The sequence below is a fragment of the Lactococcus lactis genome (assembly GCF_029023865.1).
In the GTDB taxonomy this organism is placed as follows: domain Bacteria; phylum Bacillota; class Bacilli; order Lactobacillales; family Streptococcaceae; genus Lactococcus; species Lactococcus lactis.
The window spans coordinates 2,333,459-2,359,757 of record NZ_CP118969.1 but is presented as its reverse complement, the minus strand read 5'-3'; the positions used below and the strand labels follow the sequence as shown (position 1 = coordinate 2,359,757).

Annotated in this window: 27 protein-coding genes; 24 read left to right on the top strand and 3 right to left on the bottom strand. The window is 34.6% G+C overall.

The window, feature by feature from the left end:
• Window positions 1-18: 18 nt before the first annotated feature.
• Window positions 19-1,017, bottom strand: a complete 999-nt coding sequence (locus tag PYW37_RS12055; protein ID WP_023189027.1) for an LTA glycolipid anchor biosynthesis glycosyltransferase, IagA/BgsA family — start codon at window positions 1,015-1,017, stop codon at window positions 19-21.
• 125 nt (window positions 1,018-1,142) lie between these two features.
• Entirely contained in the window at window positions 1,143-2,369 is a 1,227-nt protein-coding gene (locus tag PYW37_RS12050) for a S1C family serine protease (protein WP_023189026.1), read from the bottom strand.
• Window positions 2,370-2,744: 375 nt separating this feature from the next.
• Between PYW37_RS12050 and rlmH the strand changes: the two genes are divergently transcribed.
• The 21 genes from rlmH to PYW37_RS11945 all read left to right on the top strand — a co-directional run bounded on the left by rlmH (window position 2,745) and on the right by PYW37_RS11945 (window position 23,375).
• Window positions 2,745-3,224: a 23S rRNA (pseudouridine(1915)-N(3))-methyltransferase RlmH gene (gene rlmH, locus PYW37_RS12045; protein ID WP_025017135.1), complete on the top strand. Its 480-nt coding sequence runs from the start codon at window positions 2,745-2,747 to the stop codon at window positions 3,222-3,224.
• 18 nt (window positions 3,225-3,242) lie between these two features.
• Entirely contained in the window at window positions 3,243-3,941 is a 699-nt protein-coding gene (locus tag PYW37_RS12040; protein WP_023189024.1) for a DNA alkylation repair protein, read from the top strand.
• 94 nt (window positions 3,942-4,035) lie between these two features.
• Window positions 4,036-4,368 (top strand): preprotein translocase subunit YajC, encoded by a 333-nt coding sequence (yajC, locus tag PYW37_RS12035; RefSeq protein ID WP_003130588.1) that lies wholly within the window; start codon window positions 4,036-4,038, stop codon window positions 4,366-4,368.
• Between the two features lie 372 nt (window positions 4,369-4,740).
• Window positions 4,741-5,475 carry an undecaprenyl pyrophosphate synthase gene (uppS, locus tag PYW37_RS12030; RefSeq protein ID WP_003130589.1) on the top strand — a complete coding sequence of 245 codons (735 nt, stop codon included), beginning with the start codon at window positions 4,741-4,743 and terminating at the stop codon, window positions 5,473-5,475.
• Window positions 5,475-6,278 (top strand): phosphatidate cytidylyltransferase, encoded by an 804-nt coding sequence (locus PYW37_RS12025; protein WP_023189023.1) that lies wholly within the window; start codon window positions 5,475-5,477, stop codon window positions 6,276-6,278. The genes uppS and PYW37_RS12025 overlap by 1 nt, the downstream gene beginning before the upstream one ends.
• Window positions 6,279-6,296: 18 nt before the next feature.
• On the top strand, window positions 6,297-7,583 hold the full coding sequence (rseP, locus tag PYW37_RS12020; RefSeq protein WP_044009597.1) for an RIP metalloprotease RseP: 1,287 nt from the start codon (window positions 6,297-6,299) through the stop codon (window positions 7,581-7,583).
• Window positions 7,584-7,652: 69 nt separating this feature from the next.
• On the top strand, window positions 7,653-9,503 hold the full coding sequence (locus PYW37_RS12015; protein WP_003130592.1) for a proline--tRNA ligase: 1,851 nt from the start codon (window positions 7,653-7,655) through the stop codon (window positions 9,501-9,503).
• Between the two features lie 15 nt (window positions 9,504-9,518).
• Window positions 9,519-10,850 carry an NAD(P)/FAD-dependent oxidoreductase gene (locus PYW37_RS12010; protein WP_044009598.1) on the top strand — a complete coding sequence of 444 codons (1,332 nt, stop codon included), beginning with the start codon at window positions 9,519-9,521 and terminating at the stop codon, window positions 10,848-10,850.
• Window positions 10,851-10,855: 5 nt separating this feature from the next.
• Window positions 10,856-11,392: a hypothetical protein gene (locus tag PYW37_RS12005; protein WP_023189020.1), complete on the top strand. Its 537-nt coding sequence runs from the start codon at window positions 10,856-10,858 to the stop codon at window positions 11,390-11,392.
• A gap of 171 nt (window positions 11,393-11,563) precedes the next feature.
• Window positions 11,564-16,480 carry a PolC-type DNA polymerase III gene (locus PYW37_RS12000; RefSeq protein WP_025017136.1) on the top strand — a complete coding sequence of 1,639 codons (4,917 nt, stop codon included), beginning with the start codon at window positions 11,564-11,566 and terminating at the stop codon, window positions 16,478-16,480.
• Window positions 16,481-16,599: 119 nt separating this feature from the next.
• Complete coding sequence (comGA, locus tag PYW37_RS11995; RefSeq protein WP_031561106.1) at window positions 16,600-17,538, top strand: competence type IV pilus ATPase ComGA; 939 nt, start codon at window positions 16,600-16,602, stop codon at window positions 17,536-17,538.
• A complete protein-coding gene (gene comGB, locus PYW37_RS11990; protein WP_074453836.1) occupies window positions 17,432-18,505 on the top strand; it encodes a competence type IV pilus assembly protein ComGB in 1,074 nt (357 codons plus the stop codon). The genes comGA and comGB overlap by 107 nt, the downstream gene beginning before the upstream one ends.
• A gap of 73 nt (window positions 18,506-18,578) precedes the next feature.
• Window positions 18,579-18,902, top strand: a complete 324-nt coding sequence (gene comGC / locus PYW37_RS11985) for a competence type IV pilus major pilin ComGC (RefSeq protein WP_032943614.1) — start codon at window positions 18,579-18,581, stop codon at window positions 18,900-18,902.
• On the top strand, window positions 18,877-19,293 hold the full coding sequence (gene comGD / locus PYW37_RS11980; RefSeq protein WP_025017137.1) for a competence type IV pilus minor pilin ComGD: 417 nt from the start codon (window positions 18,877-18,879) through the stop codon (window positions 19,291-19,293). Before comGC ends, comGD begins: the two co-directional genes overlap by 26 nt.
• A complete protein-coding gene (gene comGE / locus PYW37_RS11975) occupies window positions 19,265-19,561 on the top strand; it encodes a competence type IV pilus minor pilin ComGE (RefSeq protein WP_010906316.1) in 297 nt (98 codons plus the stop codon). The genes comGD and comGE overlap by 29 nt, the downstream gene beginning before the upstream one ends.
• A complete protein-coding gene (gene comGF / locus PYW37_RS11970; protein WP_032943612.1) occupies window positions 19,524-19,970 on the top strand; it encodes a competence type IV pilus minor pilin ComGF in 447 nt (148 codons plus the stop codon). The genes comGE and comGF overlap by 38 nt, the downstream gene beginning before the upstream one ends.
• 38 nt (window positions 19,971-20,008) lie before the next feature.
• A complete protein-coding gene (gene comGG, locus PYW37_RS11965; RefSeq protein ID WP_025017139.1) occupies window positions 20,009-20,293 on the top strand; it encodes a competence type IV pilus minor pilin ComGG in 285 nt (94 codons plus the stop codon).
• Window positions 20,294-20,382: 89 nt separating this feature from the next.
• Complete coding sequence (locus tag PYW37_RS11960; protein WP_003129992.1) at window positions 20,383-20,820, top strand: zinc-dependent MarR family transcriptional regulator; 438 nt, start codon at window positions 20,383-20,385, stop codon at window positions 20,818-20,820.
• Entirely contained in the window at window positions 20,817-21,659 is an 843-nt protein-coding gene (locus PYW37_RS11955) for a metal ABC transporter substrate-binding protein (RefSeq protein WP_015427160.1), read from the top strand. Before PYW37_RS11960 ends, PYW37_RS11955 begins: the two co-directional genes overlap by 4 nt.
• A 176-nt stretch (window positions 21,660-21,835) precedes the next feature.
• On the top strand, window positions 21,836-22,573 hold the full coding sequence (locus tag PYW37_RS11950; RefSeq protein WP_012898617.1) for a metal ABC transporter ATP-binding protein: 738 nt from the start codon (window positions 21,836-21,838) through the stop codon (window positions 22,571-22,573).
• A complete protein-coding gene (locus PYW37_RS11945; protein WP_014570791.1) occupies window positions 22,566-23,375 on the top strand; it encodes a metal ABC transporter permease in 810 nt (269 codons plus the stop codon). The genes PYW37_RS11950 and PYW37_RS11945 overlap by 8 nt, the downstream gene beginning before the upstream one ends.
• Before the next feature lie 37 nt (window positions 23,376-23,412).
• Here PYW37_RS11945 and PYW37_RS11940 read toward each other — a convergent pair whose 3' ends face one another.
• Entirely contained in the window at window positions 23,413-24,279 is an 867-nt protein-coding gene (locus PYW37_RS11940; RefSeq protein ID WP_025017140.1) for an RluA family pseudouridine synthase, read from the bottom strand.
• 204 nt (window positions 24,280-24,483) lie between these two features.
• Between PYW37_RS11940 and PYW37_RS11935 the strand changes: the two genes are divergently transcribed.
• The 3 genes from PYW37_RS11935 to PYW37_RS11925 all read left to right on the top strand — a co-directional run bounded on the left by PYW37_RS11935 (window position 24,484) and on the right by PYW37_RS11925 (window position 26,058).
• The gene (locus PYW37_RS11935) at window positions 24,484-24,861 is read left to right on the top strand and encodes a pyridoxamine 5'-phosphate oxidase family protein (protein ID WP_003129983.1); all 378 of its coding nucleotides are present in this window, start codon (window positions 24,484-24,486) and stop codon (window positions 24,859-24,861) included.
• Between the two features lie 113 nt (window positions 24,862-24,974).
• Entirely contained in the window at window positions 24,975-25,406 is a 432-nt protein-coding gene (locus PYW37_RS11930) for a DUF3290 domain-containing protein (protein WP_010906308.1), read from the top strand.
• A gap of 16 nt (window positions 25,407-25,422) precedes the next feature.
• Window positions 25,423-26,058: a DUF421 domain-containing protein gene (locus PYW37_RS11925; RefSeq protein ID WP_012898614.1), complete on the top strand. Its 636-nt coding sequence runs from the start codon at window positions 25,423-25,425 to the stop codon at window positions 26,056-26,058.
• Window positions 26,059-26,299 lie beyond the last annotated feature (241 nt).

Sequence of the window (26,299 nt, the reverse complement as noted above, 5' to 3'; positions counted from 1 at the left end):
GTCAGTAATTTTTAAAAATTAAAGTTCTAAAGTTTGCTGATAAGCATCAGCTAATTGTTGGGCAACTTTTTCAATTGTCCGACTTTCAGCTACTTGATAAGCCTCTTTTGTCTTGTCAACCTTTCCATCTAAAACATCCTGAAGTTGATTGACAAAACCTTCAACATCTGTTGCCATACTTACACAAGTTGAATCAAGCCAGCCATGATAAACTGGGATGTCTCGAACGACAGTTTTTTGGTGACTAGCAAGTGCTTCAAGAACAACGATTCCTTCAGTTTCTTCTCGAGAAGGGAAAAAGAAGGCATCTGCAGATGACATGGCTCCTTCAAAAATATCTCCCTTGATATAACCTGGGAAAAGAACATTTTTCGGATGATTTTTCTTAACAATTCGACGAATCCAACCAGGAATAGTCCAAAGATTTTGATAACCAAACCAAATGAAAGTCACATCGGGCATTCTTTCAGCCACTTTAATAAAATCATCTATCCCTTTACGTTTAAAATAAAGGGCAGCTGTCACGACAACTTTTTGGTCAGATTTTAGTGAAAAATATTCACGGAAGGCTTGCTCTTTGGCTTCACTTCGAGAATATTTAGTCAAATCAATTCCGTTTGAAATAGGTAAGATTGGACATTTAATTCCGTAAGAACGGAGCAAACTAGCAGAATAATCAGTTGGTGTAATGACTAAATCAGCAGCACGATAAAAGTGCATTAAATATTGTTTAAAGAAAGGAGCAGCAATATTTGAGCCAATAAAGGAATTTTGAAAATCTTCTTTGGTCGAATGACCATGGAAGATTATTTTTTTTCCAGCTTTTTTTGCTTTCTTTAACATTTTCCAACTGCTAAAGCCATAAGTATTTAAATGGAGGATATCATAATCATCCTCAGGATTTTTTGTCCAGTCAATGCCCATTAAATCAAGGGCGCGTTGTTGATGTTTCATTGCACGACCAATTCCTGAATGACTCAAAAATTGTTCGGCTTCTAAGTAAAGTAAAATTTTCATGCTTAACTTTATTTTACCATAAATCAATAAAAGAAAAATGGAAATTTATTATTTTTAAAAATTTCAGACTTTAGTATGAAAAAAGCCTTCTATTTACAGAAGACTTTCATTAAATTATTAAGTTATTAATTAGAAGAAGATGAACTGCTTGTTTCTAAGTCACTGGTTGATTTAGAAAGTTTAACATCTGCTGTATTTGATTTACCATCACGATAATAAGTAACTTTTACTGTATCATTGATATTGTGTGAGTAAAGAGCACTTTGCAAGTCTGTTGAAGAAGTTACTGCTGTATCGCCAACCTTTGTAATTACATCTCCAGCTTTCAAACCAGCTGAGGCAGCAGGAAGTCCAGATTGGACGGAGTAAACAACAACTCCACCTGTTACACTGCTTGGTAATTTCAATTGAGAACTGTCATTTGTTGATAATTGTGAAAGGTCAACCATTCGGATACCTAAAGCAGGGCGTGAAATCTTACCATCAGCTTCAAGTTTATTAATGATATTTACGACATCATTAGAAGGAATCGCAAATCCTAAACCTTCGACAGAAGTAGAACCATCTTCAGTTGTTGTAATTTTACTTTGAGTAATTCCAATAACTTGTCCTTCAATATTAATCAAAGCCCCTCCAGAGTTACCAGGGTTAATGGCAGCATCTGTTTGAATTGCATTGATATTAGTTGTTTGACCATTTTCTTGGGTCAAAGTCACTTGACGGCTTGTTGCAGATAAAATTCCCTCAGTTGCGGTGTTAGCAAATTGACTACCTAAAGGTGAGCCAACGGCAATGGCAGGTTCACCAATTGTTAATTTACTAGAATCAGCGAATGTCGCCACATCTTTGACATGTTCAGAACTGATTTTAAGAACAGCAAGGTCTGTGTATTCATCATAACCAACCACAGAAGCTTTGACTTTTTGTCCACCAGAAAACAGAACATCAAGTGAGCTATTACCAGCAATAACGTGGTAGTTAGTTACAACGTAGGCATCTCCACCAGATTTTTTGTAGATGACACCAGAGCCTTCACTAGAAAGCTGTAAGCCATCAGTCGATGAACTTGAACCGCTATTTCCACCAAAAATTGAACTGAAGTCACTACTTTGTGAGTTATCTTTTTGATAATTCATAACAGAAACGACAGAATTTGAAACTTTTTTAATTGCAGAGGTAACATCGGTATTGACATTTACCGAAACGTTACTAACCTTTGTACTAGTTGTATTTGAACGACTATTATTTGCCGATTGATTTGTAGTGCTTTGATAGATTGCACTTCCTCCAAGTGCGATGGCTCCGCCCACGACACCTGTTAATAGCAATTTTCCTATATTAGCTTTTGCCATAAATAATTCCTTTCAATTATTACTCTTTGTAGCATTTCTATGATGTAATTATATCTACTCTAACTTAATAATACCTTAATAGTAACAAAAATCAAACTAATATAGTTTCTCCACATTTTTGTGGATAATCTAAAAATTAATGAGGATAAGTGGATATTTTAATAAAGTTTTCCACAGAAAAGTGGAAAAAAGTAAAAAAATGTTGATAAATCATGTTTTCATCTTGTTTTCAATGGGGGAAAAGGGTAAAATTATAAAATAAATTTAAGAATTTATAAATGTTTTTATTCTTGAAAGTGTAAAAGTAATCAAAAAACTGGGGAAAAGTTGTTAATTTTTAAGTAATAAAGTTTTAATTTAGAGAGAAAAATAAAAATGAAGATTAAATTAGTAGTTGTTGGAAAACTTAAAGAAAAGTATTTAAAAGATGGAATTGCTGAATATGTTAAACGAATGGGAAGGATGCTGCCACTTGAAATTATTGAGCTAGCAGATGAAAAAATTCCAGATAATGCTTCCGAAAAAGAAGCAGAGGCATTGAAAAAACGTGAAGGTGAGAAAATTTTATCACGGATTCAAGCAGGAGATCAGTTAGCTATTTTAGCCATTCAAGGAAAATTAATGTCATCAGAGGAAGTGGCTGATTTTGTGAAGAAAGCTGAAGTTTACGGAACAGGAAATCTTGTTTTTGTAATTGGAGGTTCTTTAGGACTTTCAAAGGAAGTCTATCAACGAAGTGATTTGCAAATTTCTTTTGGGCGAATGACACTTCCTCATCAACTGATGCGTCTGGTTTTAGTAGAACAAATTTATCGGGCACAAATGATTAATCGAGGTTCGGCTTATCATAAGTAAAAATTTGAAAGGAATGAAATGATTAATATTATAGAAGAGTTTCGCCAATATAAGAATGAAGAAAATGCTGAAAAACAAGCAGCATATTTGCGTCACCAGTTTGAATTTATTGGTTTAAAAACGCCAGAAAGACGTCTTTTGGCAAAAGATTTTCTAAAGGAAAAGAAGGGAGATAAGCAAATTGATTGGGAGCTTGTTTTTGAATTTTGGAATTTGCCTGAGCGTGAATTTCAATATCTGGCTTTAGATTATCTTCATCAAATGAAGAAATGGCTTATTTTTGATGACATGGAAAAGATAAAAAAATTGACTGTCAGTAAATCATGGTGGGATACGGTTGATGCTTTAGATGAATTAGTTGGTCATCTTTTACTGACAGGTCGTAAACAAGCGACCGAAAATGACTCAACTGCTTATGAACAGGTCAAGACTCTCGTAAAAGAATGGGCTCAAGCCGAAAATTGTTGGGTTCGACGAATTGCAATTGACTGTCAATTAAGCTTTAAAAATCAAACAGATTTAGAATTACTTTCATATAATATTGAAAAAAATCTTTTAGGAAGTTCTTTTGCTGATGAATTTTTTATTACGAAAGCAATAGGTTGGGCTTTGCGAGATTTGGCAAAAACAAATTCTGCTTGGGTCATAAAATTTATTGAAGAACATGAAAATAAAATGGCGAAACTTTCAATTCGAGAAGCAAGTAAACATCTCTAAAGCTTGATTTGACAGAGTTTTCAAACTATGATAGAATAAGAAGAATGTTCGAAAATGAACTTAAATTTGAATAAAACTTATAAAGGAGACAGAAATGTCAGGCTTATCTCTTATTTTTATCGTTGTCGTTATGGGTGGGATGATGTTCTTCATGAACCGTCAACAAAAGAAACAACAATCTAAACGCCAAGAACAATTGGATGCAATGCAACCAGGTTCAGAAATCGTAACAATTGGTGGATTGCACGGAATTCTTTCAAGCATTGATTCAGCAAAAGGAACAATTGAACTTGATTGTGAAGGTGTGATTTTGACTTTCGACCGTGCAGCCGTAAAAACTGTAAAAAGTGGTGTAACACCAGAAACAACTGTTGTTGAAGAAACACCGGCCGAAACAAAAGTGGAAAGCCCAATTGAAGAAAACTAATCTCTTTTCTACATTTAATGAGAAAATAGATTTCATTTATTTTCCTGTCAGTTACTGACAGGAATTTTTTATAAAATATTTTACTGACAGATTTATCTGTCAGTTGATTTTAGCAAATAGAATAACTTATGATTACTGACCAATAAAATTTGAGATACAAATCTATATTAAAATATGGTAAAATAGAAAAGTAATACTGTCTTTTTTGAAAAAAACAGTAGAGAAAGTTTTTGAATAAATTGATAAAGAAAAAAATAAGAAGAAGAGAATTTCTTTCTTAGAGTCTTTGGTGTAAAAAAACTTTAATAACCAAAGAGCATAATGGTGAATTTATGATAAATATTTTTGCATAAAATTCTCATGTGAGGTACTATGTTTAATAACTTAAAAAATAAAGAGCAAGAAGAATTACTTCCAGAGCATATCGGAATTATCATGGATGGTAATGGACGATGGGCTAAGCAGAAAGGGAAACCACGAATCTTTGGACACAAAGCAGGAATGGATTCGCTAAAAGATGTTGCTGTTCATGGTGCGAGACGTGGCATAAAAGTGATGACCGTTTATGCTTTTTCCACAGAAAATTGGACAAGACCAGTTGATGAAGTGAAATTCATCATGAGTTTACCTATCGATTTTTATAGTAAATATGTTCCAGTTTTAAAAGAAGAAAATATTCAGATTCGGATGATTGGTGAACGCGAAGGTTTGCCAAAAGCAACGTTAGATTCAATTGACCGTGCGGCTCAAGAAACTTCTGAAAATGACGGAATGATTTTGAATTTTGCAATGAATTATGGTGGCCGTCGTGATATTATTTTAGCCATTCAAGAGCTTGCTAAAAGTGGTCAGGATTTAAGTTTACTGACAGAAGAAGAGTTGTCAAAACATCTACAAACTGCTGTTTTGCCTGAAAATCTTCGGGATCCAGACTTGATTATCAGAACATCTGGTGAACAAAGAATGTCTAATTTCTTGACTTGGCAGTCAGCTTATAGTGAATTATATTTTGCGCAAACTGCTTGGCCAGATTTCGATGATAAAGAATTGGACAAGGCTATTTCTGCTTTTCAAAAGCGTGACCGCAGATATGGAGGAGTCAAATAATGATGCAACGAATTATCACAGGAGTGGTTGCGGGAGGAATATTTTTAGCCCTCTTGCTTCTTGGAGGAGCTTACTTTCAAATTTTAGTCGCTCTGCTTGTTATTATTGCAATGCAAGAGCTATTTAGAATGTATAAATTACAAGTTTTTTCATTTGAAGGAATTTTAGCGACTTTAGCTGCTTTGTCACTTGCTTTGCCAGTCGGTAAACATTGGTTAGGTCTAAATGCTGACGGGGGAGTGATGCTCTTTACACTCTTTTTATTCATGATGTTAACAGGAATGGTCCTTTCAAATGGGAAATATTCTTTTGTTGATGTTGGTTTTCCTTTTCTTTCGGCTTTCTATGTAGGGATTGGTTTTCAAAATTTACTGACAGCACGTCAAACAAGTGTTTATATTGTCTTTTTAGCTCTATTTATCGTTTGGGCGACAGATATCGGGGCCTATGCTTTTGGCCGCTCGCTTAAAGACCGCTTTCCACAAAAACTTTTGCCATCTGTTTCACCAAATAAAACAGTGGTCGGTTCAGTTGGAGGAATTGTTTCAGCCGTTGTTGTTGCCTTAGTCATGTATTTCTTATTTACTAAGGAATTGCCGCAAATTGGCTTTGTGAAACTTGTTATCTTTACAATTATCTTTTCAGTGGTTGGTCAGATTGGTGACCTTGTGGAATCAAGTATTAAACGTCATTTTGTCGTAAAAGATTCAGGTAAAATTTTACCAGGTCATGGTGGAATTCTTGACCGCTTTGACAATTTAATTTTTGTTTTCCCAATTATGCATCTACTTGGACTATTCTAATTTTAAGGAGGAAGTCGATTGATAGAAACACTGATTACTTTTATTATTATCTTTGGTATTATTGTCGCTATCCATGAATATGGCCATCTTTGGTGGGCAAAACGTTCAGGAATTTTAGTGCGTGAATATGCCGTTGGAATGGGCCCGAAAATTTTTGCTCACCAAGCAAAAGATGGGACACTTTACACGATAAGAATTCTTCCACTCGGTGGCTATGTTCGTTTAGCTGGTTGGGGTGATGACAAGACTGAAATCAAAAAAGGACAAGCTGCAAGTCTTGTTGTCAGTAAATCTGAAGTAGTAAATCCAGAAGCTGAAAATTCTGTCAGTAATATCGTCAGAAGAATTAATCTGTCAGAACATGTTGAATTAGAAGAAGCAATTCCAATGTTGATTACTGAATATGATTTTGAAAAAGAACTTTTCATTGAAGGAGAAGTTTTTGGGGAAATCAAACGTTATTCTGTTGATCATGATGCAACAATCATTGAAGAAGATGGAACAGAAGTTCGGATTGCACCACTCGATGTTCAATATCAATCAGCCGGTGTCTTTCATAAAATGTTGACAAACTTCGGTGGTCCTTTGAATAACTTTATTTTAGGAATAATCGCTTTTATCGTTCTAACCTTTGTTCAAGGAGGCGTTCCTTCAACTACTAATGCTATTGGCCAAGTTGACAAAGGAACACCCGCTTACAATGCAGGCTTAAAAGCTGGTGATAAAATTGAAGCAGTCAATGGAACTAAAACGGCAGATTGGAACAATGTTGTTACTGAAATTTCAGGTTCTAAAGGAAAAGAATTAAAACTTGAAGTTAGCCGTTCAGGCAAATCGGAAACCTTATCAGTTACACCTAAAAAAATGGACGGAAGTTACCGTGTTGGCATTATGCAATCAATGAAAACAGGTTTCTTTGATAAGATTACAGGTGGCTTTGTTCAAGCAGGCCAATCAGCTACAGCAATCTTTAAAGCTTTAGGAAGTTTGATTGCACGACCGAGTCTTGATAAACTTGGTGGTCCAGTTGCTATTTATCAACTCAGTGGCCAAGCCGCGAGAGCAGGTTTGCCGACGATTATTAATCTTTTAGCTATGCTTTCAATTAATTTAGGGATTGTCAATCTTTTTCCTATTCCAGTACTTGATGGTGGAAAAATTGTCCTAAATATTATTGAAGCAATTCGTGGCAAAGCACTCTCACAAGAAAAGGAATCAATCATCACAATGGTAGGAGTTGTCTTCATGCTTGTGCTCTTTGTAGCAGTAACATGGAATGATATTCTCCGAGCCTTTGTAAATTAATATATCTATTCGTCTTCTATTTCAAAAGGAAAGAAGCTGAACCAAACTCATAAAGGAAATTTTAAAATTATGAAACAATCAAAAATGCTTATACCAACCCTTCGGGAAATGCCTTCTGATGCCCAGGTTATCAGCCATGCCTTACTTATGCGCGCAGGATATGTTCGTCAAGTTTCAGCAGGAATTTATGCTTACTTGCCATTAGCAAACCGCGTACTTGAAAAGTTGAAAAATATCATGCGTGAAGAGTTTGACGAAATTGGTGCAGTAGAACTTCTTGCCCCAAGTCTTTTGACAGCTGACCTTTGGCGTGAATCTGGCCGTTATGACACATATGGTGAGGATTTATATAAATTAAAAAACCGTGATAATTCTGATTTTATTTTAGGACCAACACATGAAGAAACAATGACTTCTCTTGTCCGTGATGAAATTACTTCTTATAAAAAATTACCACTTAATGTTTACCAAATTGCTCCAAAATTCCGTGATGAAAAACGTCCACGTTATGGACTATTGCGCGGTCGTGAGTTCTTGATGAAAGATGGTTATAGCTACCATGCTGACCAAGATTCATTGGACGAGACTTATAATGATTACAAAAAAGCCTACGAAAAAATCTTTGAACGTGCTGGCTTAAACTTTAAACCAATTATTGCCGATGCTGGAGCAATGGGTGGTAAAGATAGTCAAGAATTTATTGCTATTACAGATGATAGAATCAATCTTGAAAAATGGCTCGTTTTGAGTAAGAATATTACATCAATCGAAGAAATTCCAGAATCTGTCCTTTCAGAAATCAAAGAAGAACTTGGCAAATGGTTGATTGCTGGTGAAGATACAATTGTCTACGCTGAAGGTGGTGATTATGCGGCAAATATTGAAATGGCCAGCAGTCAATTTGAACCAAATGTAGCTTATACTGAAGAACTTGAACTTGAAAAAGTAGCGACACCAGGTGCTAAAACAATTGATGAAGTTTCAAAATTCCTTGAAATTGATGAAGAACAAACAGTTAAAACATTGGTTTATCACGCAGATGATGAATTAGTGGTTATTTTGTTAAATGGTAATGACCAACTCAACGAAGTCAAATTGACCAATTATCTTGGAGCATCATTTATTGAAGCTGCCAGTGAAGCAGAAGTTGAAGAAAAATTTGGAGCTCATTTTGGTTCACTTGGACCAATCGGGCTTGAAAATGTCAAGATTATTGCTGACCGCAAAGTTGAACAAATTAAAAATGCTGTGGTTGGAGCTAACGTTGATGGTTTCCATTATAAAAATGCTAACTTTGGCCGTGATTATGAAGTTGAAGAGTTTGTTGATTTACGTACAGTTAATGAAGGTGAAATTTCACCAGATGGCCGTGGAACTTTGAAATTTGCGCGTGGTATCGAAATTGGACATATCTTTAAATTAGGAACTCGCTATACAGAAGCGATGAATGCCAATATTCTTGATGCGAATGGTCGTTCAATTCCAATGCTCATGGGTTGTTACGGAATCGGTGTAAGTCGTTTGCTTTCAGCTATTTTGGAACAATTTGCTCGTATCTATGTTGAAAAAACGCCAAGAGAAGAATTTAAATTTAGCTGGTCAATTAATTTCCCTAAAGAATTAGCACCATTTGATATTCATCTTGTTCCAGTTAATGTTAAAGATGAAGCAGCAATGGAATTGACTTCTGAACTTGAAGAAAAATTGCGTGGCAAAGGTTATCAGGTCTTAGTAGATGACCGTAATGAACGTGCAGGTGTTAAATTTGCTGACAGCGATTTGATTGGTTTGCCAGTTCGTGTGACAATCGGTAAAAAAGCTGCTGAGGGTGTTGTTGAAGTTAAAATTCGTGCGACAGGTGAAGTTGTTGAAATTAATAAAGATGAACTTGTCAATACCATTGAAATTTTAAGTAAATAATAAAAGAGATTTACTATGAAAATTGTTATTGTTGGAAGCTCCCACGCCGGAATTTGTGCCGGATTACGTGCGCTTGAAGAATACCCAGAAGCCGAAATTACGCTTTATGATAAGCGTAATCAGGTTTCTTTTGTTTCTCAAGGAATTATTTCTTATCTGGCGGGTCAAAAATCTGTCCTTAATCAATCTAGTTATTCATCGGTAGAAGAACTAAAAGCTGCTGGTTTAAACATGCAAATGGAAACGGTGGTTGAAGAGATTGATACCAAAAATAAACGGCTATTTTATCGGAGAGTCAATTCCAAAAAGACGAAACTCGCTCTCTATGATAAATTGATTTTTGCTACGGGTTCTTATCCGGCAATGACCTCTGTTCCTTTTGATAAAAAAAGCAAACTTTACTTTTTAAAAAGTATGGATGATGCAATAAAAACAGATGAATTTCTGAAAACAGCCAAAAATATTGCAGTAATTGGTGGTGGAATGACCGGAGTTGAAGTTGCTCGGATTGCCCAAGAAAGAGGAATTCAGACAACACTCATTCATCGCAATAAAAATCTTTTAAACGATTATCTTGATGAACCAGCAAGTCATTTATTGGAAAGTTGGATGAATGCAGAGGGAATGCGTCTTCTATTAAATACAGAAGTGACAGAAATTGGGTTTGACGAAGAAAATACAATCATTCAAACAGCAAATGGTCAGAAAATTCCTGTTGATGGAGTAATCTTTACGATTGGTTTTCGGCCTAATTCTTATCTTCTGAATCAACAAGTTGAGTTAGGAGATAGCGGAGCGGTTATTGTTGATGAATACATGCAAACCACTTGTCCAGATGTTTTTGCTGTCGGAGATGTTTCAACGACTTATGTTAATTTGTTGGAAAAAAGCTATTATCTGCCACATGCTTCGGATGCTGTTCGCGATGGTGAAATTGCGGCGATTAATTTACTTGCTCCTCGCCAAAAAATTAATAGTAGTCAGGGAACTTATCATGTTCCAATGAATAATTTAGTGATGGCTATGACTGGGATTACAATAAGACAGGCAGTTGATGCTGGTTATGATGCAGATGCGGTTCATTTACTAAATGAACACTTAGACGGACATTCACCAAGTAATATTTGGATGATTTATGAAAGACGCACTCATCAAATTCTTGGTTTACAATGTATTGGAAAAACGAGCGATATGGCAGAGTACGTCAATATTTTCTCACTTGCGATTCAACAAGAATTAAAAATTGAGGATATTGAGTTCACAGACTTTTATTTTGAACATGGCTATAAAGACCCTCGGGGTCTCAATCGCATATTAGCTCGACTAGTAAGGGAGAATGAAAGGTAGATTGTGTGGAAACGACTAATAAAGAGATAGTTTATTGTCAAAAAGTGCTTCACTTGCTTGAGGATTTGCAGAAAGTTCAACAAAGCATTGAATCTTTTGCTGAACACTCTGATAAGCAAAAAGTTCATACTCATCAAACTCTATCATTGATTTTAAAATTAGCAGTTCTTCTTATTATTTTAGGAGTAGGAATATTTTTAAAGTTGTCATTAGTTCTTTTGTTGGTGATTTCAGTTGTCTATTTATTCATTTTTTGTCTTTTGTTCAGATATGATTCCAAAAAATTTAAAGAAAAATTAGCTTTAGAGGGTGAAAGTTCTCTAAAAATGAAATCTTTAAATGCTGATTTGAACAAACTTAAAGAAGATGAAGAAAAAATTCAGACAGAATTAAATCATTTTCGACGAATTCCCACACAATTTAAAACAATAGAAGCTGTCAGTCATATGATTCGCTATATGAAACGTGGCGAAGCACAGACAGTAGAAGAAGCACTCTATTTTTGGGAAATGGATGAAGAAAATCGCTCAACTGGTAAATAGTTTTACTGACAGCTCTGTCAGTAACTATTAATTTTAAAATAAAATAACTGACAGTTTTGTCAGTTATTTTATTCTTAAAAAGTATGAAAAGCAACATTTTTTTATGCTATAATGAGAAATGAAATTCTATTTGCTAAGGATAGAAAAAATAAGATAAAGGGTCAAAAAAACATGGAAAATCTGTTTGAAAAATTGATGGAACAAATCAAAATGCCACCAAATTTGCGTCGTTCTAGCCAATTTGAGCATGCTGATATTGAAAATGTTGAAGTGCACACGGCAAGTAAGCTCTGGCACTTTCAGTTAATTTTTGATGAGATTTTACCAATTGATACATATAAATTACTGACAGAACTGACGGAAACTGCTTTTTCGACAATTGCTCGTACAGAAATTTCTGTCAGCAGTCGAAATCAAAATATTGATGAGCAAAATCTGAATGATTATTATCAATATGCACTTACACTTCCAGAATTATGCGATTCTGCTTTTTCAAGTATTTTTAAGAAATATCATCTTGAAAAGGAAGAAGAAAAAATTCACTTAATGGTGGAAGATAATCCGCAAATGGATTTTTTTGTGGAAAAATATTTTCCAATTCTAGAGGAAAAATTTAAGTCTTTCGGTTTTGGAGAATTAAGAATAACCCCTCTAGTTGACCAGGAGCTGACAGAAACGCAAGCAGCTGCTCACGCTGAAAAAGTTGCGGCTCGCTTGGCGGCTCAAACTGCAGAACAAGCCCAAATTTCTGAAATCAAAAAACAACGTTCAGAAGAACGGGAAAGCAAAAATACCAGAGAAGCAAAACCAGAATTTGTGGAAACAGCACTTTCTGACGGCATTTTCTTTGGCCGAAAAATCAGCGGACAAAGTCCAATTACCAGCATGTCTTTTATTGCTGGAGAAGGTTTTGGCGTTATTTTTGAGGGACTTGTTTTTGAAGCCGCACACCGTGAGTTTACGGGAAAAGAATCAGGCAAAGTCAACCATATTTTAGAATTAAAAATGGCTGATGAAACTTCAACTTTTATGATTTCAAAATGGGGTCGTAAGGATGAAGAAATTGCCCAATTTGACCAAATTGTCAATACTGTCAAAGCTATGAATGAAAAAATTATAGCTGACCGTACTGATGGGGAAGATAATTTTACTGACAGCTTATCTGATGCTCTTTGGTTGCGTGTACAAGGAAATATTGAACATGACAAATACAAAGATGATTTGGTGATGACCGCTAATGCGGTTGTGGAAATTAAACCTAAACCAACCATTGACCGTGTTGCTCTTCAAATCAAAGCTGTAAAATCAGATAAAATTCAATTAGGTCGCGAAATCAAAAATAATGAACCCGTCACTCCGATGCGTTCTGTCAGTGAATTTTCGACTAACGGACCGGTTGTTTTTGAAGGATATGTCTTTAAAGGCGAACTTCGTGAAATTAAATCACGTAAAACAGGAAATATTAGTTACCTTCTTGAATTTGAGATGACTGATTACACTTCAAGTTTTTACGTTCAGAAATGGCTACGTGGCGAAGAAGAAATTCAGCTAGCCAAACAAATTAAAGCGGGACTATGGTGTCGAGTCCGCGGGAATGTTCAACGAGACAATTTCAAAAATGATTTAGTCCTACAATTGACCGATTTGATTGAAATTCCGACACAAAATGTTCGCGAAGACAAATCAGATGAAAAACGTGTTGAATTTCACGCGCATACTAATATGAGTCAAATGGACGCCATTCCTTCTGCTTCTAGTTTGGTTGCTCAAGCTGCTAAATGGGGACATAAAGCTATTGCAATTACTGACCATGGTGGTTTGCAATCTTTCCCTGAGGCTCACTCGGCTGGAAAGAAGAATGGCGTCAAGATTATCTATGGCGTCGAAGCCAATCTTGTTGAAGATAAAATTCCGATTGTTTACAATGAAACTGACGTTGATATGTATGAATCAACTTATGTTGTATTCGACGTGGAAACAACAGGACTTTCGGCAGTTCATAATGATTTGATTCAGATTGCGGCAACAAAAATGCACAAAGGGAATCCAATTGATGAATTTGATGAATTTATCAATCCAGGATATCGTTTGAGCGAATTTACAACAGAATTAACCGGAATTACAGATGACCATGTCAAAAATGCCAAACCATTATATGAAGTTCTAACAAAATTCCAAAAGTTTTGTGAAGGAACAATTCTTGTTGCCCACAATGCAACATTTGACGTGGGCTTCATGAATATGAACTATTCACGAAATGGTTTGCCGATTATCACGCAACCAGTGGTTGATACGCTTGAATTTGCCCGTAATCTCTACCCAGAAATGAAACGTTTTGGTTTGGGTCAATTGACTAAGAAATTCCAAATTGGACTTGAACATCACCATATGGCCAACTTTGATGCGGAAGCAACCGGACGTTTGCTCTTTGTATTTTTGGAAGAATTACGTACTAGAAATACAGGATGGACAAGTCTTTTAGAACTTAATGACAAATTGGTCAGTGAAGATTCTTATAAAAAAGTTCGTCCAAAACACGTGACTTTATATGCCAAGACACAAGAAGGTTTAAAAAATCTCTTTAAAATTGTTAGTTTTGGGAATGTTAAATATTATGCTGGTCTTCCTCGGGTTCCACGTTCTGTTTTAGAAGCCAACCGTGAAGGTTTGTTGGTCGGTTCGGCCTGCGAAATTGGTGAAGTTTTTGATGCAGCAATCAATAAAACATTTGAAGAAACGCTTGAAATCGCCAAGTTTTATGATTTTATCGAAGTATTTCCACCAGCTCTTTATCGTTCACTTGTTGTTGGTGGTTCTTTCAAATCAGAAAAAGAATTGGAACAAACGCTTAAAGATTTGATAAAAATTGGTAAGACTTTAGGCAAGCCAGTTCTGGCCACAGGTAATTTACATTATTTGAACCCAGAAGATGCTATTTATCGAGAAATTATTGTTCGCTCACTTGGTCTTGGAGCTGAAATTAACTGGACTCAAGGACATGGGGAACATGCCAAACCTCTTCCGTTACCCGAAGCTCACTTTAGAACAACTGATGAAATGCTTGAAGCCTTTAGTTTTCTTGATGAGAAGACCGCGCGTGAAATTGTCATTGACAATACGCAAAAGATGGCGGATGAATTTGATGTATTGACTCCAGTTCGGGATGATTTATATACACCTAAGATGGTTTTTGATGGAGGAGAAACCTCCGAAGAACGAATTGTTCGCTTAACTTATGAAAAAGCACATGAGTGGTATGGTAATCCATTGCCAGATATTATTGACGCACGACTTGAAAAAGAACTTCGATCGATTTTAGGAAATGGTTTCTCAGTTGTTTATATTATTTCACAAGAACTTGTAAAACGTTCTAATGACCGAGGCTATATCGTTGGTTCACGGGGTTCTGTTGGTTCATCACTTGTTGCGACAATGATTGGGATTACCGAAGTAAATCCTTTGGCTCCACATTATCGTTGCCCAGAATGTCAATATTTTGAATGCTATGATGATGGATCTTTCGGTTCTGGTTATGACATGCCAGATAAAAATTGCCCTAAATGTGATCATAAACTCATCAAAGATGGGCATGATATTCCTTTTGAAACTTTCTTAGGTTTCAAGGGAGACAAAGTTCCCGATATCGATTTGAACTTCTCTGGGGATGATCAACCTCTTGCTCACTTGGACGTTCGAGATATCTTTGGTGAAGATTATGCCTTTCGAGCAGGAACAATTGGTACGGTTGCTGAAAAAACAGCCTTTGGTTTTGTCAAAGGTTATGAACGTGATTATGATCAATTTTATGGAAATGCAGAAATTGACCGCTTAGCTGCTGGATCAACTGGTGTTAAACGAACAACAGGACAGCACCCTGGTGGGATTATCGTTATTCCAAATTATATGGATGTTTATGATTTTTCTCCTGTACAATTTCCGGCCGATGATGTTAATGCCGAATGGCAAACGACTCACTTTGATTTCCATGCGATTCATGACAATATCTTAAAACTTGACATCCTTGGACATGATGACCCCACGATGATTCGAAAATTACAAAGTCTCTCTGGTATTGTTCCTCAAGATATTCCAATGGATGACCCCGGAGTGATGAAGCTTTTCACTGGGACAGAATCTTTGGGCTTGACCGAAGAACAGTTAGGGGTAAAATTAGGAACTTTAGGAATCCCTGAAATGGGAACTTTCACCTCAATGAACATGATTGCCGAAGCCAAACCTAAAAACTTCGCAGATTTACTCCAAATTTCTGGACTTTCACACGGAACGGACGTTTGGTCAGGAAATGCTCAAGATTTAATTCGTTCAGGGATTGCCGACTTATCAAGCGTTATTGGCTGTCGGGATGATATCATGGTTTATCTTATTCATAAGGGGCTAGAAAACGGTCTTGCTTTTACAATTATGGAACGGGTGCGTAAGGGAATGTGGAATAAAATTCCCGCCGAAGAACGTGAAAAATATGTAGAAGCTATGCGAGAACATGATGTTCCTGAATGGTACATTGAGTCTTGTTCAAAGATTAAATACATGTTCCCTAAAGCCCATGCGGCAGCCTATATTATGATGGCTTTACGGGTAGCTTATTTCAAAGTTCATCATCCAATATTGTATTATTGTGCATGGTTCTCTATTAGAGCAACTGCCTTTGATATTGGGGTAATGGGAGCAGGTCTTGAAGCAGTCAAAGCCAAAATGAAAGAAATTAAAGATAAAGGTTTTGATGCAACAAATGTTGAAACTAACCTCTATACGACTTTAGAGCTTTGTAATGAAATGTTAGAGCGTGGTTTCACTTTTGGTAAAATTGACCTTTATCGCTCGGAGGCTACTGAGTTTGTTATTGATGGTGATACTTTAATTCCGCCATTTGTAACAATGGACGGATTGGGTGAAAACGTAGCAAAACAAATCGTTGCAGCGCGTGCTGAAGGCGAATTTTTAAGTAAAATGGAACTTCGTAAGCGTGGTGGTGTTTCACAAACGATTATTGAAAACATGACCAATATGGGTGTTCTTGAAGGAATGCCTGATGATAATCAATTAAGTCTATTTGATGATTTCTTTTGATTTTTATAAAATACTCTTATCTTAAATGATGAGAGTATTTTTATTTTTAGAAATAACAAAATGTCGAAAAATTTTCGGCTTTTTTGTTACATTAACTGATTATTTGCGTATAGTCTAGTATGATACCAAAAATGGCAAAAGAATTAATTCAAAGAGCAATTGATAGAGATGCATCAGATATTTATCTGATTGCTTCAAAAGAAAAGTATAAACTTTATTTTCGACAAATGACAGCACGTGATCTGGTAGAAGAAATTGGGTTAGAAGTTGGCTTAGCACTACTTACTCACTTTAAGTTTCTAGCTGGGATGAATACAGGAGAACGCAGACGAGTTCAATTGGGAGCTTGTTGGTATGAAATAGAGGAAAGTAATGCAAAACGTTTGCGTCTTTCGACAGTGGGGGATTTCGAGGGTAATGAATCTTTAGTAATACGTCTCTTGCATGATCAAAACAAAGAACTTGATTTTTGGTTTGATGAAGAGCTAGAGAATTATGATTGTAAAAGAGGATTGCATCTCTTTGCCGGTCCAGTAGGCTCGGGAAAAACATCTTTAATGTTTGATTTAGCTCGTCGTCATTTTACAGATTTACAAGTTATCACTATTGAAGAACCCGTTGAGTTGATTGATTCCGATTTTATTCAGTTACAAGTCAACGAAGTCATTGGTAATAGTTATGATGAATTAATTAAATTATCACTGAGGCATCGCCCAGATTTGTTAATCGTTGGTGAAATTCGTGATAAATTGACCGCTCAAGCAGTTTTACGGGCTAGTTTGACAGGTTATACAGTGTTTTCAACCGTTCATGCCTCTTCTGTTAGAGGTGTCATTCAGAGATTATCAGAGCTGGGTTTAAGTCATTGGGAAATAAAAAATGCTTTATCAAGTGTTGTTTATCAGCGTTTAATAGCTGGGAAAGGAGTATTAGACATTGCCAAAAACGAATTTGAGTCTTGGTCATCAGAAAATTGGAATAAAAAAATTGATCAGCTACTTACAAATGGATATCTCACACCTACTGAAGCCAAAAGGGAAAAAATTAAGACTGATTAAACAAGCCAAACTTATCCAACTGATGGGAAATCTTTTGAATAGTGGATTTAATTTAGGAGAAGTGATAAATTTCTTATCTTTATCAAAACTTGTGGAAAAAGAATTTACATTAAAAATGAAAGAAGGTCTCGCTTCTGGTCAAGCTTTATCAGAGCTTTTAGAAAGTCTTTCATTTTCTAAAAATGTGGTGACACAACTTGCTTTGGTAGAAGTGCATGGTAACTTGTCAGGGACGATGCAATTAGTTGAACTTCATCTAAAAAAACAGCTTGAAGTTAAAAATAAATTAGTGGAAGTTGCTACTTATCCAATATTGTTATTAATTTTTCTGGTTGGAATTATGTGGGGCTTAAAAAATTATTTACTACCACAACTCAATAGTGGCAGTAACTTTGCTACTCTATTGATTAATCATTTACCCTTAGTATTTTTTTCGTTTGGAGCTTTTATATTTTTACTGACAGCTTTGTCAGTAACTCTTTTTAAACGAAAATCAGCAATAATGAATTTTACATTTCTTGTTAAATTACCTCTGGTTCATTCTTTTATCCGTTTATATTTAACAGCTTACTTTGCAAGAGAATGGGGAAATCTAATTGCTCAAGGTGTTGAATTACGTCAAATTATTAACTTGATGAAAAAACAAAAAAGTCGAATTTTTTCAGAAGTTGGCAAGAATCTTGATTTAGAATTGAATGCTGGTCGGTCTTTTGAACAAGCTGTCAGTAAACTTGCGCTTTTTTTACCCGAGCTCTCATTAATGATTGAATATGGAGCTATTAAAGATAAATTAGGCTTAGAGCTTTCGCTTTATGCGGATGAATGTTGGGAACATTTTTTTACAAAGATAGATCGTTTAATGCAATTAATCCAACCTCTTGTTTTTATTTTCGTAGCATTGATGATTATTTTGCTATATGCAGCCATGTTACTCCCCATCTATTCAAATATGGGTTCTGGAATATAGAAAGGATGAAAAAATGGAAAGAACAAAGAAGTTTATTTAAAAAAAAATATAAAAGATATTTTTATTCGTTAAAATTTGTGAAAAAAAATGCCGTCAGAAAGAGCTAAAAGCTTTTACTTTGATAGAGATGTTAATTGTACTAGCTATTATTAGTATTTTGATATTACTATTTGTTCCAAATTTAATTAAAGAAAAATCACAAGTTCAAAAAACTGGAGAAGCGGCAGTTGTAAAAGTAGTAGAAAGTCAAGCTCAACTTTATGAATTAGATCATGATGATGAGAAGCCGAGTCTGTCAGAATTGCTCAACGCTGGGATGATTACTCAAAAACAAATTTCTGCTTACGATAATTACTATGATCAGAACAAAAATGAAGAACGAAATTTTAATGACTAGAGCATTTACTTTACTAGAGTCTCTTCTAGTTTTGTTGATTATTTCTTTTATCACAACTCTTTTTTCTTCAGAAATAATACAAACAGTCCATCTTTTTAAGGGAGAATTGTTTGTTCTTCAATTTGAAAATTTCTATAAAAGGAGTCAAGAAGAGGCTGCACTGCTTCAAAAATCTGAAAGTTTAGTTGCTAAAAATCAAGAATTAATCTGTGAAGATAGAAGTATCACAATTCCAAAGGAGGTAGCAGTTAAAGATTTTACAGTTAAATTTGATGATAAGGGAGAGAATTCTAGCTTACAAAAACTCACAATTTCTTTACCTTACGAAAAAAAGTTCATCACTTATCAATTGGAGATAGGCAGTGGAAAATTTAAAAAGAAAATCAGTTAAGGCATATTTGCTTTTGGAAAGTTTAATTAGTATAGCTCTACTCGCTTTTCTAGTCAGCTTTATCGTAAGTTCTCTTGTGCAAGTAAGACAAAAAGATACGGAAGAAAATCAAAAGATTGAAGCTTTAAACGTGGCACAAATGGCGATTGAAAGTCACTTAACAGAATTATCAATCAACGGTTCTGATATAAAGATAAAAGAAAACCAAAATTTACTGATTATTAGTAATCATGGAAAGGAAATTATGCGACTTGAACTTCAAAGTTAAAGCATTTACCTTGTTGGAGTGTTTGGTGGCACTTCTTGCAATTTCTGGTTCAGTCCTTGTCATCTCAGGTTTAACAAAGATGTTGAAAGAACAAGTGGCGATTAGTCAAAGTGATAGCATAAAAGATTGGCAAATTTTCTGTCAGCCAATGCGTTTTGAACTCTCAGGAACAAAATTAGATAGGGTAGAACAGAATTTTCTGTATGTAACTAAAGATAAAAAACTAAGGTTTGGTTTTATGAGTGATGATTTCCGGAAGACTGATGACAAAGGTCAGGGTTATCAGCCAATGCTTTATGATATAAAAGCGGCTAAGATTCAAGCTACTAAAAATTTAATAACCATAAGAATTGATTTTAATCAAGGAGGTGAAAGAACATTTATTTATCAATTTCCAGAAGATACGTAAGAGGAGGAATACTTCTATATACGCTAGTCTTATTATTGATGTTTTCAATGTTTCTTCAGTTCTATTTGGAAAGGCAAATAGATGATGCTCGACAATTAAGAAGTGAAAAGGAGCAGTTAACAGCTGAATTAATGGTGTCAGTAGCTTTAAAGACTGATTTAAAATCTCAAGGTCAAATTCATTTTGATTCAGGGGATTTGTCCTACAATTTACTGACAGACTCGTCAGCTAGTTCAAAAATTACTGACCATTCAAGTGATGAAAATACCTATCAATTTAGTATCCATCTAAAAGATGGCACAAACTTTCAAATAAAAAAATAAAAAAATAAAAAAATAACGTTAACTGGTTGACATTATTTTTTCTTTACTATATAATTAACCAGTAAACTAATTATGGAGGACGAAATACGATGAGTATAGCAAATCAAATCGACCAGTTTCTTGGGACAATCATGCAATTTGCAGAAAATAAGCATGAAATATTACTTGGTAAGTGTGAAAGTGATGTGAAACTAACGAGCACACAAGAACATATTTTAATGCTTTTGGCAGAACAAATATCGACAAATGCTAAAATTGCCGAAAAACTAAAGATTTCTCCAGCAGCAGTAACTAAAGCTCTAAAGAAATTACAAGAGCAAGAACTAATTAAATCAGGTCGAGCCACAAATGACGAACGCGTGGTCCTTTGGAGCTTGACAGAAAAAGCGGTTCCGGTTGCTAAGGAGCATGCTACTCATCACGAGAAAACTCTGAGTACTTACCAGGAATTAGGGAACAAATTTACTGACGAAGAACAAGAAGTGATAAGTAAATTCTTATCAGCACTTACGGAGGAATTTCAATGAAAAAGATATTGATGTTACTTGCTATTCCAGCAGTTTTACTCTTGGCAGGTTGTCAAAAATCAGCCAGTAAGCCAGAAGTTGTCACGACTTTTGAGCCAATGTATGAGTTTACGAAGGCAATTGTTGGTGACAAAGTCGATGTCGAAAATATTGTCCCTGCTAATCAGGAAGTTCATGAATTTGAACCAAGTGCAAAGCAAGTTGCGACAATGACAAATGCTGAAGCTATTGTTTACAATTCTAATGACCTTGAAAAATGGGCCAAAAAAGTAAATAATAAAGGGATTAAAATCGAAGCCAGCAAGGATGTTGATAAGATATCTGGTGACCCTCATACTTGGATTAGTCCAAAGCAAGCAATTATTGAAGTTAATACCATTGCCTCTGAGCTTGGGAAAAAATTCCCAGATGATAAAGCAACTTTTGAAAAAAATGCAGCGAGTTATGTCGCTAAATTGAAAAAGCTAGACAGTGAATTTGATACTTTGAAAGATGCTAAACAAAAAACATTTATTACACAACATGAAGCTTTTGCTTATCTAAGTCGTGATTATGGTTTGAAAGAAATTGCGATTGCTGGATTGGATCCAGAAGTAGAACCTTCAGCATCAACGCTAGCTAATTTAAAAGTTGAAATGGAAAAAGCAGGACTAAAAAATGTTTATTTTGAAGGAAATGCTAACAGTAAAATTGCTGAGACTTTAGCAAAATCAGTAGGGGCGAACCTTATTGGTATCAATACTGTTGAAGGATTATCTGACGAGCAGAAAAAAAATGGTGACAATTATCTCACACTGATGCAAGATAATTTGACTGCTTTAAAGAAAACTATCAAGTGAGTTTAAGGAAAAATTAAGATGAAGGATTTATAATGAATTTCTTCCAAAAAATCTTTTCATAAAACTCCTTGAAACTCTCGTTCTCATGAACGGGAGTTTCGTGTTTTTGAAATAAAAATAGATTAGTAAGAAAAACATCGAAATAAGAATTACTATTAGAGATATAAAGAGAAAAAATGAGATATATCAATGTTGAAAACTTGACTTTCTATTATGATAGAGAGCCAGTTTTAGAAAATATCAGCTATCATGTTGATTCCGGTGAATTTGTCACCTTAACAGGTGAGAATGGTGCTGCCAAATCAACTCTTATAAAAACAACTTTGGGAATTTTAAAACCTAAAAAAGGTAAAATAAAAATTTCTCCCAAAAATAACCGAGGAGAAAAATTAAGAATTGCTTATCTTCCTCAGCAAGTTGCAAGTTTTAATGCTGGTTTTCCAAGTTCGGTTCATGAATTTGTTATGAGCGGACGCTATCCGAGACAAGGTTGGTTTAAAAAAATGACAGCTCACGACTCAGAACACGTTAAGGCAGCCCTTGACTCAGTAGGAATGTGGGACTACAGAAATAAGCGTATTGGTGAACTCTCTGGAGGGCAAAAGCAAAGAATTGCTATTGCAAGAATGTTTGCTAGTGATCCTGACTTATTTATTCTTGATGAGCCAACAACAGGAATGGATGATGTATCAAGTAGTGACTTTTATGAATTGATGCACCATGCGGCTCATAAACATGGAAAATCTGTTTTAATGGTCACTCATGATCCGGAAGAAGTGAAAGATTATGCTGACCGAAATATCCATTTATTGAAAGATAAAAATGGGAAATTTGCTTGCTTTGATTTGCATACAGACCGCGATAGAGTAGCTCAAGAAAAGCAACAAGAATTAAAGGAGGAAACTGATGTTTGAATTATTTCAGTATGATTTTATGCGAAACGCTCTTTTAGCAGCAACCGCTATTTCAATATTTTCTCCCTTGCTTGGTGTATTTCTTGTACTACGTAGACAGAGTTTAATGTCAGATACATTATCACATGTTTCATTAGCCGGTGTCGCTTTTGGGGTTCTCTTAAGTTGGAATCCAACGATTACAACTTTAATTACAGTTGTAATTGCGGCTGTTTTTCTAGAGTATTTAAGAACAATTTATCATAACTATATGGAAATTGCGACGGCCATTTTGATGTCAGCAGGACTTGCCATTGCCCTTTTGATTTTGAATTCCTCAAAAGGAGCAACAAGTGTTAGTTTGGAGCAATATTTATTTGGCTCAATTATCACAATTTCCTTATCGCAAGTGATTATGCTTTTTGTTTTAGCAGCTGTCGTTTTACTTGGATTTATTCTCTTTTTACGTCCGCTTTACGTGATGACTTTTGATGAAGATACAGCTTTTGTTGATGGACTTCCTGTTCGATGGATTTCGATTGCATTTAATATTGTCACGGGGGTTGCTATTGCCTTGATGATTCCTGCAGCGGGGGCTTTACTTGTTTCGGCAATTATGGTTTTACCTGCTTCAATTGCGATGCGTCTAGGCAAATCTTTTAAAGCTGTGTTGTTTATCTCGGTTATTGTAAGTTTTATTGGTTTAAATGCTGGCTTGATTGCCTCTTACTATATGGATGCTCCAGCATCTGCTGCAATTACTTTAATTTTCATCGTCCTTTTCTTGGTAACTTCAAGTTTAAAACGATTGATTCGAGCCTAAGAAATAAATAAAAAGAAGTGGTAAAAATCACTTCTTTTTATTTTGTTTTATTTAAAATGTCAAGGAAGCTAGTACTAATTGCTGGAATTTCTAAAATTTTATTTTCAAATGGATGGGGAATAATAATTTTATCAGCATGAAGCATCATTCTTTCCTGTGTTTTTGGGCCATACAAAGCATCACCGATAATAGGGTGCCCCAGAGAAGATAAATGGACGCGTATTTGATGAGTTCTTCCAGTATCTAAGGTACATTTAACAAGAGTTTTGTCAGTAAATTTTTTGATAATCTCAACATGAGTCACTGCTTTTTGACCCTTTGCGGAAAGGATTCGTTTATTTTTATCATGGCGATTCTGACCAATGGCCCGATCAATGGTAAATTGATTTTCTGGGAAATGACCTTTGACTAGTGCCAAGTATTCACGATGAATTTTATTTTCTTCAAACATTTTACCAAGAATAGGGAGAACAAATTGATTTTTTGCAAATAAAACAGCACCAGATGTTGCTTGGTCCAGGCGATGGACAACAAAAACTTCCTGATTGATTGCCGCTGCAACATGATTTTGTAAAGCTAATTCATCAGCCGTATTTCCGTGGGTCTTCATTCCTTCAGGTTTATTAACAACAATCAAATGTTCGTCTTCATAAAGGATGTCAGCTAAATTTGCTGAACCGAATTTTAGAGATAAATTAGAGAAATCCTCATTATCAAAAATAAGAGTGATTTTATCTCCAGCATGGACGAGCTGATTTTCGTTAATAAGCTTGTTATTGACTAAGCAATGTTTTTTCATTCTTAGAAAGTGTCTTTGTTTACGAGGAATGAACCAAGTTTTTTCGAGTAAATCAGAGACAGGCTGTTCTATAAAATTTTCGGGTAAAATGAAGTTATATTCCATATTCACATTATACTATAAGTTTTTATTTGGCCCAAAAATATAAGAAACTGAAAGGGTGACAGCATCGGGATTATCAAGAGAATTACTTTTCAATTAACTCTAGGTTTGTTATAATCAAAGTATCTTCTTAAAAATACGTAATAAAGATAACTCAAAATGTAAAAAATAATAAATATTATGAGTGAATTATAGAAAGAGAAAAAAATGCTAACAAAAAAATTTAAAGAAACATTAAAATATGAAGGTTCAGTTTCCCTCACTTCATGGGGAGCAGAGAAAAGTCCTCATGTTACAGGAACATGGATTTCTTATTTACAGCTTACCAGTGATGAACGAATATTGGCACCAGCAGCAGGGATGCATTATTTAGAAGAAGATATTAAAGTGAATGATACAATTTATCTGATGCTTGGGGTTAGAGAAGTCGAAGGTAAAAATGGCTATCAAGGGATTGGCTTTAGGGTGAGTGCTAAAGCAAAACTTATTTCAAATGGTCCAGAATTTGAAATGATGAAAGAAAAGTATCCATTTTTGCGAGCAGTTCTTGAACTTACTCCGGTGGAAGTAGAACAACTATTATAAAGATAATATTTCATCTTAGAAGGTTTATTTATAAAATTAAATGAGGTTTGAATAATTATAAAATGATTTATTAATCATTTTTTTAATATAATAGTTATTAAGGGGTGAAAAATATGAAATTTTATGATATTGAATTTTTAAAATCGCAAGCTGGACTTAGTGATTATCTTCGATATATCTTTATTTTTGGGAGTCTTGTAGTTCTTGTTATTGTATTTGCTATATATATTAAGCATAGAATTAAAACGAAATATAGAGATCTTAGTATTATTTTATTATTATTTATTATTTTAGAGATTGGTATACAATATTCAAATTATCAAATTAATCAGTCTAAGCATACTCAATCTTCACAGATGGTTGGATTTATTGAAAGAGTCGCTAAAAACGAAAGAACGAATAAAAATAATATTTTTGTTAATTCCACGCAATTAGCTGATGGTGTGATTGTAAAGATAAAAGGTGATTATTATAAAGTTAACCTTAGTGCTGATCAACAGTCATACACCCTTACTAAAAGTTACTTGATTAATCCCGAAAAATAAAAAATTAGGAGTTAAAATGCAATTATACAGCCCAATAATACTAAAATTTGCTTTAGGTATTATTTGTTTAATTATTCAAATAAATTTAATGGGGAAAGGTAATCTTGCCCCCTCATCAGCAATGGATCAAGTTCAAAATTATGTTTTAGGGGGAATTATTGGTGGAGTCATCTATAATGATTCTATTACGGTTTTACAATTTGTCTTGGTTCTAATCATATGGACACTGTTAGTATTAATTTTAAAATTTGCAAAGGAGCACAATCGCTATGTAAAATTAATCGTTGATGGTAAACCATTGACTCTGATTCAAGATGGAAAAGTGAGAGTAAATGAATGTCTCAGAAATGGAATCTCTGCTAATGAATTAATGTTTAAATTACGTTCTAATGGTATCTATGAGATACATAATGTTAAAAGAGCTATTTTAGAACAAAATGGTCAATTGACATTGATTGAATTTGGTGGTGAAAATATTAAATATCCAATTATTGTTGATGGACAAGCTAATTTTGATGTTCTCGAATTAATTGATAAAGATGAAAATTGGCTTGAACAACAAATTAATCTGCAAGGATATAACCAAATTAAGGAAATATATTTAGGAGAATACTTATCAGGTGAACTTAAACTTTACGGATATACAAAATAATATTAGAAAGCGAATACTCTTGTTTTAATTTAGAGTTAGTTAGCTAAATTATAAATAGAATTTTGGTGTTAGAAGTGAAACAATTGAAAAATCTAGAGAAACCTTTATAATAAAACATAAATCCCTTTCGTTTTACAAACTTACATTGTAAGCCAAAGGGATTTTTGGTAAAATAATCAGAACTGAAAAAATGAAATCTAAATACCTTACAAAGATGTAAGGCAAAAAAAGCAGAAAAGTA

Coding starts and splice junctions, on each gene's coding strand:
- PYW37_RS12055 (WP_023189027.1), bottom strand. CDS start 1,017: ATGAAAATTTTACTTTACTTAGAAGCCGAACAATTTTTGAGTCATTCA.
- PYW37_RS12050 (WP_023189026.1), bottom strand. CDS start 2,369: ATGGCAAAAGCTAATATAGGAAAATTGCTATTAACAGGTGTCGTGGGC.
- rlmH (WP_025017135.1), top strand. CDS start 2,745: ATGAAGATTAAATTAGTAGTTGTTGGAAAACTTAAAGAAAAGTATTTA.
- PYW37_RS12040 (WP_023189024.1), top strand. CDS start 3,243: ATGATTAATATTATAGAAGAGTTTCGCCAATATAAGAATGAAGAAAAT.
- yajC (WP_003130588.1), top strand. CDS start 4,036: ATGTCAGGCTTATCTCTTATTTTTATCGTTGTCGTTATGGGTGGGATG.
- uppS (WP_003130589.1), top strand. CDS start 4,741: ATGTTTAATAACTTAAAAAATAAAGAGCAAGAAGAATTACTTCCAGAG.
- PYW37_RS12025 (WP_023189023.1), top strand. CDS start 5,475: ATGATGCAACGAATTATCACAGGAGTGGTTGCGGGAGGAATATTTTTA.
- PYW37_RS12015 (WP_003130592.1), top strand. CDS start 7,653: ATGAAACAATCAAAAATGCTTATACCAACCCTTCGGGAAATGCCTTCT.
- PYW37_RS12010 (WP_044009598.1), top strand. CDS start 9,519: ATGAAAATTGTTATTGTTGGAAGCTCCCACGCCGGAATTTGTGCCGGA.
- PYW37_RS12000 (WP_025017136.1), top strand. CDS start 11,564: ATGGAAAATCTGTTTGAAAAATTGATGGAACAAATCAAAATGCCACCA.
- comGA (WP_031561106.1), top strand. CDS start 16,600: ATGATACCAAAAATGGCAAAAGAATTAATTCAAAGAGCAATTGATAGA.
- comGD (WP_025017137.1), top strand. CDS start 18,877: ATGAAGAACGAAATTTTAATGACTAGAGCATTTACTTTACTAGAGTCT.
- comGF (WP_032943612.1), top strand. CDS start 19,524: ATGGAAAGGAAATTATGCGACTTGAACTTCAAAGTTAAAGCATTTACC.
- comGG (WP_025017139.1), top strand. CDS start 20,009: ATGTTTTCAATGTTTCTTCAGTTCTATTTGGAAAGGCAAATAGATGAT.
- PYW37_RS11960 (WP_003129992.1), top strand. CDS start 20,383: ATGAGTATAGCAAATCAAATCGACCAGTTTCTTGGGACAATCATGCAA.
- PYW37_RS11955 (WP_015427160.1), top strand. CDS start 20,817: ATGAAAAAGATATTGATGTTACTTGCTATTCCAGCAGTTTTACTCTTG.
- PYW37_RS11950 (WP_012898617.1), top strand. CDS start 21,836: ATGAGATATATCAATGTTGAAAACTTGACTTTCTATTATGATAGAGAG.
- PYW37_RS11945 (WP_014570791.1), top strand. CDS start 22,566: ATGTTTGAATTATTTCAGTATGATTTTATGCGAAACGCTCTTTTAGCA.
- PYW37_RS11940 (WP_025017140.1), bottom strand. CDS start 24,279: ATGGAATATAACTTCATTTTACCCGAAAATTTTATAGAACAGCCTGTC.
- PYW37_RS11935 (WP_003129983.1), top strand. CDS start 24,484: ATGCTAACAAAAAAATTTAAAGAAACATTAAAATATGAAGGTTCAGTT.
- PYW37_RS11930 (WP_010906308.1), top strand. CDS start 24,975: ATGAAATTTTATGATATTGAATTTTTAAAATCGCAAGCTGGACTTAGT.
- PYW37_RS11925 (WP_012898614.1), top strand. CDS start 25,423: ATGCAATTATACAGCCCAATAATACTAAAATTTGCTTTAGGTATTATT.